Raw genomic sequence first — 13100 nt, forward strand, 5'->3', positions numbered from 1 at the left:
CATGATGAAAAGTCTACCTGTAAACACATTATGGTTTGTTTGTTCTATTATGTTAAATGCTTTAGGAAATAGTTTTATGATCATAGCAAACCTAGGAAGCGCCCCTTGGGCAGCTGCAGGGGAAAATCTGGCGTCAATATTACCGTTTTCCATTGGCGTCTGCATTATTTTTTTGAATTTCTGTTCGTTTATGCTTAGTTACATTATGAAAATAAAATTTTCCTTCTCGATGTTTATTAAAAGTATGGTTCTTACCTTTGTTTTTGGAATGCTAATTGATCTGTTTGTGCACTTTCATCACATGATGTATGTACCGGAGAATATATGGATTCGTTGTTTATATATATTAATTGGGCTCAACCTCATGGCAATAGCTATAAGTATTTATTTTCAATCAAGCACAGTGTATTTGCCGTCTGATTATTTGTTGAAGGCATTTGGGAAGCTAATGAACAATTATACATTAGGAAATATTATTTGTACGTTAATTCCGTTATCCATCAGCCTCCCTATAATGATCGTTCAACAGCATATAATGGGTCTAGGTATAGGCACGATGTTGTACTTGTTTGGAATTGGAATTTTTATTGATCAATATAATCGCTGGATTGTGATTCATAAAGAAGTTCCAAAACAAAATACATACTTAGTAAAATAAAGAATGTGCAGGCTAACTGGGTAGTATTTGAAGGGAAGAGTTTTTATGGGAATCAATGAAATAATCGTTTATATCATGGTGTTTTTTCTCTGTTTAGGTGCCGTCGACAAATGTATAGGCAACCGAATGGGCTTAGGTCAAAAATTTAGTGAAGGCTTTATGGCCATGGGGATGTTAACGATGTCTATGGTTGGTATTGTATCCATAGCTCCTGTGCTATCTGGTATTTTAATCCCTTTAATTGCCCCCATCTATGCTTTAATGGGTGCTGATCCGTCTTCGTTTGCTAATACAATATTAGCCTTGGATATGGGTGGATATGCACTAGCGAAAGAAATGGCGTTAACTCCTGAAGCAGAGTTATTTTCATGGGTATTTTTAGGAACGATGATGGGGCCCACGATTGTCTTTACCATTCCAGTTGCTTTAGGGATGATTGAAAAAGAAGATTATCCCTACTTTGCGAAGGGGATTTTATTAGGTATCATTACGGTGCCCTTCGGTTGTCTTGTTGGTGGAATCGTGGCGAATATAAGCTTAAACATCATTATAGCCAACCTCATTCCGACTATTATCTTTTCAATCGTGATTGCGATAGGACTATGGAAAGCAGCAGACAAAATGATGAAAGGATTTCATTACTTTGGTAAGTGTATTGAAATTCTAGCGATATTAAGTCTTACAGCTATTATTATTGAAACATTAACAGGTTTAATCATTATCCCACATATGACGCCTATTTCGGAAGGAATTCAAACAGTTGGGATGATTGCCATTGTACTTGCTGGAGCTTTTCCAATGGTAGCGTTTGTAACTAAAATATTTAACAAGCATTTGGGGAAAGCAGGTAATCTGCTGGGAATAAATCATACGTCCGCAGCTGGTTTAGTTGCTACACTTGCCCATAATATTCCTATGCTTACTTTGCTAAAGAACATGGATCCAAGAGGAAAGGTCATAAATATTGCATTTGCCGTTAGTAGTGCTTTTGTTTTTGGAAGCCACCTAGGCTTTGTGGCAGGGGTTAATAAGGAAATGGTGTTTGCGATGATCGTTGGAAAGCTGGCGGGAGGATTGGCAGCTGTATTCTTAGCGATGATTGCCACGCGTAAGTCAACCAGTTAATAATGATATTAGACTAAATGCTGTTTAAATAGGGTGGCCACATTCGTGGTTGCCCTATTTCAATAATGTTTTTTGAAAATAAGTCTATTTGCCCTAATTATATTTGAACGTATTGTCTATGGAATAAATAGATCATTAGATTCTATTTTTATATTGTGAAATAACATAAAATAAATTATATTAGTATAGCAGAATATTTAGAAATATTAAAATTATGATAGATGTTAGGCATAGATCCACGGGATTTCTATGTAATACACCTTATTCATCCTAGTGTGTGCAGCAAATGATAGAAGTCCAAAAAATGAAATTGGAAATGGAGTATGTTATGCAGGCAATAATAAATGGGTTCAACGGAATTGTATGGTGTAAAGCTCTTGTTATTCTTTTTCTTGCAGCAGGATTGTTTTTTTCTATTGCTACTCGGTTTCCACAGCTAAGGCATCTTAAGGATATAAGAAGTTTAATTTTTGAGAAAGGTGATTCTAAATCCGAAGTATCTGCATTTCAAGGATTAACGATGACGCTTGCCAGCAGAGTCGGAATAGGGAATATCGCAGGCGTTGCAGCGGCCATTGCATACGGGGGACCAGGAGCTCTTTTTTGGATGTGGGTCATGGCATTTTTAGGAGCGGCCACTTCATTTGTTGAAACAACGCTTGCGCAGGTATACAAGGAGAAAGATGAAGGAGAGTTACGTGGAGGTCCACCATTTTACATCGAAAAAGGGTTAAAGTTAAAATGGCTGGCAGTACTCTATGCTGCGGTTACCGTGCTGGCACAAGGAGTACTATTACCTCCCTTACAGGCAAACACAGTTGCAGCTGGAATTGAAAATGCATTCGGGATTCCACCTTCCATAACAGGTGGAATATTGGTCATTGTTTTAGCGGCTATTATTTTTGGTGGAGTGACACGCATTGCTAGATTTGCAGAGATAGTGGTTCCCTTTATGGCAATCGGATATATAGTAGTTTGTTTCCTTGTTTTGGGGGCAAATATTTCTGAAATTCCTCAAATGTTTAAACTTATCATTGAAAGCGCTTTAGGTGTAAATGCAACATTTGGAGCAATAATAGGGTCTGCAATCACTTGGGGGATTCAAAGAGGCCTTTATTCAAATGCAGCTGGTGTAGGAAGTGAAATTTTCGGCGCAGCAGCAGTAGAAGTGTCCCACCCGGCAAAACAAGGATTAGTTCAGTCCTTTGCCGTTTATGTTGATACCTTACTTATTTGTTCAGCTACTGGTTTTATGATTCTTATTACAGGAATGTACGATGTTATTCCAAATGGAACAACACCCCTAGTAACGAATCTTGGGGATGTAGAACCAGGTGCAGTTTATACACAAAGAGCCATTGAGTCTGTATTACCAGGCTTTGGTTCTCCATTTATTGCTATAGCTGTTTTATTCTTTGCCTTTACGACTATGGTTGCCTATTATTATAGTGCAGAAACCTGTCTTGCTTATATTCTAGGGGTAAAGAAGAAAATCTGGATGAGAAATGTATTAGGGTTACTCGTATTAGGTGCTGTTTACTACGGGAGTGTTAACACTGCCGAAATTGGGTGGGGATTAGGCGACTTAGGAATAGGGAGTATGGGTTGGATGAATATCATCGTTATTTTATTTCTATCAAAGAAAGTGTTTATAATATTAAAGGATTATGAGATTCAGAAGAAAGAGGGGAAAAATCCATTATTTGATCCTGCTGAATTAGGTATTACAGATGCTGATTATTAGGAAAAGGAATACAAAAACAAAGAACACTCTAAATGTATTAAAAGTTAAATACTAAAAAAAAGCAGGGTGGCCATGTAAATGGCCACCCTGCTTTTTTAGGTTAAGGGAGTAGTCTACACCTATACAATCCAACTAAACTGCATCTGTCTTACCTATATTCTTATTTTCGCAGTGACAGAAGGTAAGTTTTGTTTAAATGAATCTTTTACAGAGTGTCTAAAGCAAATATTAATATATTCTATATAATTTATTTTATATTCTGAATCTTTAAATAATATTAATGAAAGGGAAGTGATATTTTTATGTTAGAATTGGTCAATTTACTGAATAGTTATGTTTGGAGTAATGCTCTAGTATTCTTATTCTTAGCTGTCGGACTATTTTTTACTGTCCGCACCAGATTTGTACAAGTCAGACGTTTTAAAGACATGGTTAAATTATTATTTGAAAAGAACAATGACAATGCAGGTATTTCTTCCTTCCAAGCATTAGCAATGTCTTTAGGTAGTCGTATCGGAACGGGTAATATCGTTGGGGTGGCTGCTGCAATTAGTTTAGGAGGACCAGGAGCAGTCTTTTGGATGTGGATCACAGGATTTTTTGGAAGTGCAACTTCTTTTATCGAGATCACACTAACCCAAATCTATAAAAGTAAATTAGAGGGTGAGTATCGTGGTGGTACACCGTTCTATATTTACAAAGGGTTAAATTTAAAGTGGTTCTCTGTTATTTCAGCAATTGTCTTAACCGTAGTTATTGGTCTTCTCTGGCCTACTGTACAAGCTAATACAATTGCTTTAACGGTACAAGATACTTTTAATATTCCACCTTTGGTTACAGGATCTTTATTAGCTTTATTAATTGCTGGTATTATTTACGGTGGTGTTAAGCGTATAGCAACTGTTTCAGAATATTTAGTTCCGTTTATGGCGTTTGGATATGTCGGTATCTGTATCGTATTATTAGCTTTAAATGTTTCTGAAATTCCAGCTATGTTTTCATTAATTGTTTCTAGTGCATTTAATTTAAATGCTGCATTCTCGGGACTTTTAGGTACTGCAATTGCTATGGGTGTACAGCGCGGAGTGTTTGCAAGTGCTGCAGGTCTTGGTACTGAAACTTTTGAATCTGGTGCAACAAGTGTGTCGCATCCTGCAAAACAAGGCTTAGTGCAAGCGCTTTCTATTTACATTGATACCTTCTTAATTTGTACTGCAACTGCATTTATGATTCTAATTACAGGAAAGTATAACGTTATTCCTAGCGGTGGGGATCCTATTGTTAACAACTTACCAGGTGCTGGTCCAGAATTATATACTCAAGTTGCAATGGGAACTCTAGTTTCACAGACTTTCGGTCAATATTTCATGACTGCTTCATTATTCTTATTCTGTTTTACAACATTAATTACGTATTTCTATAAAATGGATACAAATATAGCATTTGTTAGAGAAATTCTTAATCTTAAAAGTTCAAGCAACTTTGTTAATCACTTGGCACGCTTCGGACTTCTCGGAATGGTCATTTTCGGTGCTATTAACTCAGCTCCATTAATCTGGGGTATAACGGACTTAGGTGTTGGACTTCTCGGATGGATTAACGTAATCACTATTTTCCTTTTATCTAAGATTGCCCTAAAAGCGCTTAAAGATTACGATGAACAGAAACTAGCAGGACTCAATCCTGTCTTTCGCCAAAGTAAAGTTGGTATAAAAAATGCTGATTTCTGGGAAGAGCTCGAAGAAAAAGAGCTCGCAGAAAGAGAGATTGCAGCAACAAAGGAGCTAAAAGCAAGAGGACGCACTATTAAATAAGAAAATCTAAAAACAGATAGCATTGATGGTGGTTAAATATTTAGAAATAATAATAGAATCAAATGGAGCAGACGTTTTAAAAGCGACCTGCTCTTTTTTATTTACAGGGTTTAATGTAAAAGCAATAGTTATGAACGTTTAACAATATGTCTAATGATAGTATTCGGAAAATAGATTATTTTTAGATAAAGAACGGCAGCCAAGCATCAATTATAGAAAAATTGAGAGTGCTTTCAACAGAAGAATTTAATAACAGGAGAGGATAAGAGGTTTCAAGACAACCATTAAAGGATTAGTAAAGATGCTTACAATAATTTACTGAATATTAGTAATTTTAGGTTACCTATTAATTTAGAAATACACTAATCAGGGGGGATTTGATGAATGAAATGATTAATTGGTTAAATGGATATGTCTGGAGTCCAGTACTAGTTTATTTGCTCTTAGGGGTAGGTTTGCTGTATACCATTCTCACACGTTTTGTACAAGTAAGGTTTTTTAAAGAGATGATAAAGCTAGCTGCTGAGGACGAGAGTTCAAAGGCTGGAGTAAATTCTTTTCAAGCGTTAATGATGTCATTGGGAAGCCGAATTGGTACAGGTAATGTTGCCGGTGTAGCTACAGCGATTGCATTAGGAGGACCTGGTGCTGTTTTCTGGATGTGGCTTTCGTCATTTTTCGGGAGTGCGATTTCGTTCATTGAAATCACACTTACACAAGTATATAAAAGAAAAATAGATGGTGAATACAGAGGAGGTACTCCCTTTTATATTGAAAAAGGATTAAAACAAAAGTGGTTTGCCATTTTATCTGCCATTGTCACATTGATTGTCATGGGCCTATTATGGCCGGGTATACAAGCCAATACCGTTGCATTATCAATCAATGATGCCTTTGGAATATCACCAACTATAACGGGTATCCTTGTGGTTGTTTTACTAGGAACGATTATTTTTGGGGGTGTTAAGAGAATAGCGAAAACTGCAGAGATCATTGTTCCGTTTATGGCTATTGGTTACGTCATCGTTTGCTTAATCACCCTTGCCATGAATTATTCTAGCATTCCTAGTGTTATTTCCTTAATCTTTTCTAGTGCTTTTGATTTAAATGCAACTTTTGGAGGATTATTGGGTGCAGCCATTTCTTGGGGAGTTCAAAGAGGTATTTATGCAACGGGAGCTGGTTTAGGTAGTGAAACCTTTGAATCTGGTGCTGCAGAGGTATCCCACCCAGCAAAACAAGGTTTAGTACAAGCACTTTCTGTTTACATTGATTCCTTTTTAATTTGCACATCTACGGCATTTATGATCCTTATTACTGGAATGTACGATGTGAAACCAGAAGGAATGGAACCTATTACAAATAAACTTGGAGAAGTGGCTCCATCTTTGTATACACAACTTTCTATTAATTCAATATTCCCTGGTTTTGGTGCAGCTTTTCTTGCTATTGCTTTGTTTTTCTTCTGCTTTACAACACTAATATCTTACTACTATAAAGCCGAGACAAATCTTGCTTTTCTTAGAGATAATTTAAAAATAAAATCAGCTTGGCCCAATCATGTATTGAAGGTTTTCTTACTTGCAAGTGTCATGTATGGCAGTGTTAAATCAGCTTCTTTGGTTTGGGCGATAGGGGATTTAGGTACGGGAGCGATGGCTTGGGTAAACCTTACTGTCATTCTTCTCCTTACAAAAACAGCATTAAAAGTATTAAAGGACTATGAAATGCAGAAAAAGGCAGGGAAAAATCCCGTATTTGATCCTGTCAAGCTAGGAATAACTGGGGCAGACTTTTGGGAAGAAGAATACAAGGTACTTGAACATAATCAGCCAAAAAAGCAAAAAAAATCCATATCTTAATAGCCAATCAGTAAATTAAGATGTAGGTCATTTTGAACAGACTTTTCATTGAAGGGAGTCTGTTTTTTTGTGCATAATACTTCAAGATTACAAGTGTAAGAATAGTATTCTTTGCATGATCAAATGAATAAACTAATATTGGAATGACATTTTACATATAAGCTTAATAGGATGAGAGGAGTTATTTATGGTGATAAATATTCTGCTAATTTTTGCTCTTCAATTGGTGTATGTCCCTATTTTAACCCTTCGGACGATTTTTTTAGTAAAGAATATGAGTGTAGCTGCTTCAACATTTGGAATACTGGAGGCACTCGTTTATGTATTCGGTCTGTCCTTAGTTTTTTCGGGTCACCAAAGCATTGCTGAAATGATCGTTTATGCTATAGGTTTTGGTGTAGGATTATTTATTGGTTCACGGATAGAAAATAAGCTAGCCATTGGGTACACTTGTTTAGTTGTGAATTTAATGGAAATGAATGATGAACTGATAGCTTTATTAAGAAATAAAGGATTCGGGGTTACCGTCTTTGAAGGGATGGGACGTGATAGTAAAAGATTTCAATTAGAAATATTAACAAAGAGAAACCGGGAAAATGAAGTGATGGATTTAATCGAAGAGTACGAGCCAAGAGCATTCATCATCTCTTATGAACCTCGAAAATTTAAAGGTGGTTACCTAATTAAAGGTATGAAGAAGCATTGGAAAAAAAGCAATACTGTGAAACAATTGTAACTTTATTACGAAACGAACAAAAAGGATTGTGTGGTTAGTTGCTAAACTACCTCACAGTCCTTTTTATTTAGCCATCATGAACAAAAAGGACATTATGACTAATAAGATCGGTCTCTTAGAGGATATGTTAAATAAATTCAGTGATAGATTTGACACACTGTCCAATGAAGTGAATTAAGACCTAATGTAATATGTAATCAATAAATAGTTACAAAATTTCTAATTTTATAATTTTAATACTATATAAAGAGGTGCCATCAATGATTGTAGAAAAAGCAGAAATTGAATCCGTTTTAATAAGCAATAATACTACTCAAAAAATGTACATAAATGGTGAGTGGGTACTAAGTGAATCAGGTCAAACGAGTAGTGTGATAAACCCTGCCAATGGGGAAGTGATTGGAACCGTTACTTATGGGTCAGCAGAAGATGCCAAAAAGGCAATTGAGGCTGCCAAAAACGCATTTTATAAAAATGGATGGATAAAGAGTAGTGCTAGAGAGAGAGCCGAACTTCTTCTCCAAGTCTCTAATAAATTAGAAGAAAGAAAAGAAGAGTTTGCTTACCTTGATACATTAAATAACGGAAAAACGTTAAGAGAGTCATTGGGTGACGTGGAAGATGCGGTCAACCAATTACGCTATTATGCGGGATTAGCTACAAAGCCACATGGACAAACCTATGATGTTCCAGATGACATTCAAGCCATGGTTGTTCGTGAAGCAATCGGAGTGGTTGGAATCATCGTACCATGGAACTATCCGTTAGTAATGGCCAATCAAAAAATTGCAGCAGCTCTTGCGGCAGGTTGTACAGTAATCGTAAAACCAGCCCAGCAGACACCACTTTCTGTTATACGCTTGTTTGAAATCATTGATGAAGTAGGTTTTCCACCAGGTGTTGTGAATTTAGTGTTAGGGTCTGGAAGTAAAGTGGGATCCGAATTAGTGTCAAATCCTGATGTTGACAAAATTTCCTTTACCGGTGGTACGGATACAGGAATCATGTTAATGAAATCAGCAGCGGATACTGTGAAAAACATAAGTTTAGAATTAGGTGGGAAATCTCCGAATATCGTGTTTGCCGATGCGGATTTTGAAACGGCCGTTACTTATGCATTAGACGCTATTTTTGCGAACCAAGGACAGGTATGTTCAGCAGGCTCACGTTTAGTGTTAGAGGAAAGCCTATACGATACGTTTGTACCTGAATTAGTCAAACGGGCAAAGAAAATTAAAGTTGGTCCAGGATGGCAAGAAGGAGTTGAAATGGGGCCGCTTGTTTCTGAAGACCATATGAACAACGTTCTGAACTATATCGAGATTGGTAAAAACGAGGGAGCTACATTACTTTGTGGAGGCAATCGCATTCTTGATGGAGACTTAGTAAACGGCTACTTTGTTGAACCGACCATCTTTGGTGATACAACACCGAATATGAGAATTGTTCAAGAAGAAATCTTTGGTCCGGTGTTAGTGATTCAAACCTTTAAGACAGAAGAGGAAGCACTTGAATTAGCTAATGGAACCGTGTTTGGTTTAGCGGGTGCCGTTTTCACAAACGACGGAGCAAAAGCCCAACGTGTAATTCGCGGGTTACGTGCCGGTATTACATGGATTAATACGTATCATCCAACATTTAATGAGGCTCCTTGGGCTGGCTATAAGCAAAGTGGAATTGGGGCTGATTTAGGAACTTATGGTTTTGAAGAATATCTTCTAACCAAGCAAATCAACATCAGTCTTAACGTTCAACCATCAGACTTTTTTGAAGGGAAATAGGAAAAGGGGAAGCGCCTTGCTCAGCTCCGTATGGACTGGACCGATTCTGACTGAGATAAAGGAAACACGATGAGCACGACAGTGCGAATCGATGTTGACGCAATCGTTGCTGAAGAAGCGGGAAGTCCACTAGGAGCTAGGGGCTGGAGCTAGACATTCATCTAACTTAAAAAAATTATATTTTACTTACTAAATAAAATTGTCTGTATGAATGAGGAGGTGCATATATGAATAGCTTTGATGTTGTTGTCATTGGGGCTGGCGTCATCGGTTCTAGCGTAGCCTATCATCTAGCTAAAAAAGGTTTGGCGGTTGCCTTAATTGAAAAAGGCGGTGTGGCATCGGGAACTTCTAGTAGATGTGATGCAGTCGCATTAATTTGTGATAAAAAACCTGGGATTGATACAGAAATCGGCTATGCTAGTATTCAACTTTTTAAACAATTGGCGAAAGAATTTTCGGTTGACTTTGAATTTTCATCCCGTGGCAGCCTTTATGTTTGTGAAACAGAACAAGAATTAGAAATTGCTAGAGATTATGTTTCCCAACAAGCTAAAGCTGGTTATGATATGCGAATGGTCGATAGAAATCAATTACAAGAGATAGAACCCTATCTAGCGGATGATTTAGCAGGGGGAATTTGGACAGAGGTAGATTCGTCTATGAACCCATATAAATTATGTTACGCGTTTGTCGAAGAAGGAAAAAAGCTGGGCTTGAAAGTTTATGATTATCATGCTGTTCAGGATATCACACTCGACAACAAAGGAAGGGTCGAAAGTGTAGTAACCGACCGTGGATCCTTTAAAACAAAAAGGATTGTCAATTGTGCAGGTGTATGGTCTCCAAAAATTGCAGATATGGTTGGAATCCCTATTCCAATTAAGCCAAGAAAAGGCATGGTTCTAATATCTGAGAAAACTCCGTTAAAGATAGCGAGCCAAAAAGTTCATGAATTTGGATATATGTTATCTAAATTTGAAGATATTCAATTTAAGAGAAATGTAAGTGAATTAGTTGAAAAGCATAATGTCGCTTTTACTATTGAGCCTACTGAGGCAAATAACTTTTTAGTAGGAGGACATCGAGCCTTTAAAGGATATGACATTCGCGCAGAAATTGAAGTCATGAATGCCATAGCAGAAAGAGCGATTCGCTTCTTGCCTATCTTAAAAGAACTTAACTGCATACGAGCTTATGCAGGAGTAAGACCTTGGGTAGAAGATCACCTTCCAATTGTATCAGAAGTGGAAGAAGTACCGGGGTTCTATATGGCCAGCGGACATGAAGGAGATGGAATTAGCATGTCTCCTATTACAGGAAGAATGGTAGCGCAGCTTATTACAGGTGAGCCGACAGACTTTAACATCGATAAATTGAATTATTCTAGATACAAGAAAAAACAGGCTGCACACGCCTAATAAAAAAATACCTATCAATGAAAATAACAGGTTAATAATAGGAGGAATAAATAATGACAACAGCACCTAAAGGAATTTTCGTACCATTAATTACACCATTAAATGAGGATGAAACAATTGATTTTCAATCTTATAAGAAAGTAATCGACTTTCAAATTGAAAATGGCGTTCATGGCCTGCTAGTAGGAGGCACAACTGGAGAATACCATGTGATGTCAGTAGAGGAACGTAAAAGCTTAATCAAAGCTGGCTGTGAATATGCAGCTGGAAGAGTACCTGTTATGGCTGGTGTTGGCTGCGTTACTGCTGAGGAAACAATTGAACTTGCAAACTTTGCTGCAGAATGTGGCGCAACATGGGGACTAGTACTTGCTCCATATTATCATAAAACAAGTGAAGAAGGAGTTCGTGAATTTTTCAAGGAAATCGCGGCAAAATCAAATGTTGGAATCGTGATTTACAATTACCCGGGAGCAACAAGTGTTGAACTTTCGCCTGAACTAATTTATGAGTTAGCCCAGGAAGAAAACATTGTATCTGTTAAGGAGTCTGCAGATTTTGGTCACCTTTGTCAGGTATTAACTTTAACAAGAGATGTAGAAAACTTTACTGTATTTACTGGTGAGGAGCACTTCATTCTTCCTACTTTCTCAATTGGCGGACAAGGTGCTTTTGGAATCCTCGTCAATTTGCTTCCAAAGGAGCTTGTATCATTATATGAGCTTGCAGTTGAGAAGAGTGATTTAACTGCTGCGCGTGAATTGAATGCGAAACTATCAGGCATTTATGGATTAATGGAAGCAGAAGGTAACCCATATCCAGGTCCGGTAAAAGCAGGTATGGACATGATCGGAATCAAAGGCGGAAAAGTAAGAAAGCCTTTAACACAACCTACTGAGGATCTAAAAGCACAGATTGCAGAACAGCTAGTAAAGTTAGGATATGAAGTGAATTCATTAGTATAAAAAATATAAGATTATAACTAGTTTCAGAGAATACAGATGTATTCTCTGAAACTTTAAGGAGGAATTAATATATGAACTCTAAAGTATCGACCAATGAACGGGAGTATGGATATTTGGGAAAGGGAAATGAAAGCACTATCATTCATATGAAGAAAGGCCAATATATAGCAGGATATTCTGTCGGGATTCTTTTTTTAGACGAATGTTGGTACCCTGTTTTACCTGGAAATGTCGCCAATTTAGGTACGTATGATTTCCCTGTGAGGCTTAAAGTAGTCCCAAATTGCACGCAAGATAGAATTCATGTAGGAGACCCTACATTACTAGATGATATTATCAAAGCGGCTAAGGAATTTGAAGCAGAGGGAGCACGTGCCATTTGTGCAGCATGCGGATTTTTTGGTAACTTCCAGGACAAGGTAGCGGCAGCTGTAGATATTCCGGTCTATCTTTCAAGTGTTGTTCAAGTACCTTGGATTAAAACCGGGTTAAAGCCTTCTCAGAAAATTGGGATGTTGACTGCAGATGCACATGGGATTACTCCCGAACTTTTTAAAAGCTGCGGGATAGATGATCCTAGTATTTGTGTAGTAAGAGACTTAGGAAGGCTGCCTGAATTCTCGGCTATTATTGAAAGCAGAGGATCTTTTGATAACGAAAAGGTAAGAAAAGAAGTAGTGGATGCAGCTGTAAAAATGGTCAATGAAAACCCTGATATTGGAGCCATACTACTAGAATGCAGTGATTTGCCTCCATATGCAGCTGATATCCAAAGAGCGGTTAAATTACCGGTATTTGATTTCATTACCATGATTAAATGGGCTCATTTTGCGACTAGCCAAAAGCCTTATCATGGTTTTATTTAACTTCATTCAGCAGATTCCCTTCACTTCTATAAGTGGGGAATTAATGCAAATGGCTCTTCGATTCAGTGGGTGATTAAACCCAGCTGAAAGAAGTTAAGCCTCCGGCGGATGTCTCGGATTTTTTAAGG

Annotated in this window: 10 protein-coding genes; all 10 read left to right on the forward strand. The window is 37.4% G+C overall.

What is annotated here, in order from left to right; translation table 11 throughout:
* Position 1: 1 nt before the first annotated feature.
* Positions 2 to 658 (forward strand): DUF6198 family protein, encoded by a 657-nt coding sequence (locus tag ACHUFV_RS16400; RefSeq protein WP_394235980.1) that lies wholly within the window; start codon positions 2 to 4, stop codon positions 656 to 658.
* 45 nt (positions 659 to 703) lie between these two features.
* Entirely contained in the window at positions 704 to 1783 is a 1080-nt protein-coding gene (gene eutH, locus ACHUFV_RS16405; protein ID WP_394235981.1) for an ethanolamine utilization protein EutH, read from the forward strand.
* Positions 1784 to 2087: 304 nt separating this feature from the next.
* Positions 2088 to 3527, forward strand: a complete 1440-nt coding sequence (locus tag ACHUFV_RS16410; RefSeq protein WP_394235983.1) for an alanine/glycine:cation symporter family protein — start codon at positions 2088 to 2090, stop codon at positions 3525 to 3527.
* 302 nt (positions 3528 to 3829) lie between these two features.
* Positions 3830 to 5341 (forward strand): alanine/glycine:cation symporter family protein, encoded by a 1512-nt coding sequence (locus ACHUFV_RS16415; RefSeq protein WP_394235985.1) that lies wholly within the window; start codon positions 3830 to 3832, stop codon positions 5339 to 5341.
* Positions 5342 to 5721: 380 nt separating this feature from the next.
* On the forward strand, positions 5722 to 7203 hold the full coding sequence (locus ACHUFV_RS16420; RefSeq protein ID WP_394235987.1) for an alanine/glycine:cation symporter family protein: 1482 nt from the start codon (positions 5722 to 5724) through the stop codon (positions 7201 to 7203).
* 190 nt (positions 7204 to 7393) lie between these two features.
* Positions 7394 to 7939 carry a DUF2179 domain-containing protein gene (locus tag ACHUFV_RS16425; protein WP_394236142.1) on the forward strand — a complete coding sequence of 182 codons (546 nt, stop codon included), beginning with the start codon at positions 7394 to 7396 and terminating at the stop codon, positions 7937 to 7939.
* Between the two features lie 260 nt (positions 7940 to 8199).
* Positions 8200 to 9720, forward strand: a complete 1521-nt coding sequence (locus tag ACHUFV_RS16430) for an aldehyde dehydrogenase family protein (RefSeq protein ID WP_394235989.1) — start codon at positions 8200 to 8202, stop codon at positions 9718 to 9720.
* A 227-nt stretch (positions 9721 to 9947) separates the two neighbouring features.
* Entirely contained in the window at positions 9948 to 11141 is a 1194-nt protein-coding gene (locus tag ACHUFV_RS16435) for an NAD(P)/FAD-dependent oxidoreductase (RefSeq protein WP_394235991.1), read from the forward strand.
* A 53-nt stretch (positions 11142 to 11194) separates the two neighbouring features.
* Positions 11195 to 12106 (forward strand): 4-hydroxy-tetrahydrodipicolinate synthase, encoded by a 912-nt coding sequence (dapA, locus tag ACHUFV_RS16440; RefSeq protein ID WP_394235993.1) that lies wholly within the window; start codon positions 11195 to 11197, stop codon positions 12104 to 12106.
* Between the two features lie 71 nt (positions 12107 to 12177).
* A complete protein-coding gene (locus ACHUFV_RS16445) occupies positions 12178 to 12972 on the forward strand; it encodes an aspartate/glutamate racemase family protein (protein WP_394235995.1) in 795 nt (264 codons plus the stop codon).
* Positions 12973 to 13100: the final 128 nt, after the last annotated feature.

This window comes from Niallia oryzisoli (genome assembly GCF_043641075.1).
In the GTDB taxonomy this organism is placed as follows: Bacteria; Bacillota; Bacilli; order Bacillales; family Cytobacillaceae; genus Bacillus_BD; species Bacillus_BD oryzisoli_A.

Coding starts and splice junctions, on each gene's coding strand:
- ACHUFV_RS16420 (WP_394235987.1), top strand. CDS start 5,722: ATGAATGAAATGATTAATTGGTTAAATGGATATGTCTGGAGTCCAGTA.
- ACHUFV_RS16430 (WP_394235989.1), top strand. CDS start 8,200: ATGATTGTAGAAAAAGCAGAAATTGAATCCGTTTTAATAAGCAATAAT.
- ACHUFV_RS16410 (WP_394235983.1), top strand. CDS start 2,088: ATGAAATTGGAAATGGAGTATGTTATGCAGGCAATAATAAATGGGTTC.
- ACHUFV_RS16415 (WP_394235985.1), top strand. CDS start 3,830: ATGTTAGAATTGGTCAATTTACTGAATAGTTATGTTTGGAGTAATGCT.
- ACHUFV_RS16435 (WP_394235991.1), top strand. CDS start 9,948: ATGAATAGCTTTGATGTTGTTGTCATTGGGGCTGGCGTCATCGGTTCT.
- ACHUFV_RS16400 (WP_394235980.1), top strand. CDS start 2: ATGATGAAAAGTCTACCTGTAAACACATTATGGTTTGTTTGTTCTATT.
- ACHUFV_RS16445 (WP_394235995.1), top strand. CDS start 12,178: ATGAACTCTAAAGTATCGACCAATGAACGGGAGTATGGATATTTGGGA.
- dapA (WP_394235993.1), top strand. CDS start 11,195: ATGACAACAGCACCTAAAGGAATTTTCGTACCATTAATTACACCATTA.
- eutH (WP_394235981.1), top strand. CDS start 704: ATGGGAATCAATGAAATAATCGTTTATATCATGGTGTTTTTTCTCTGT.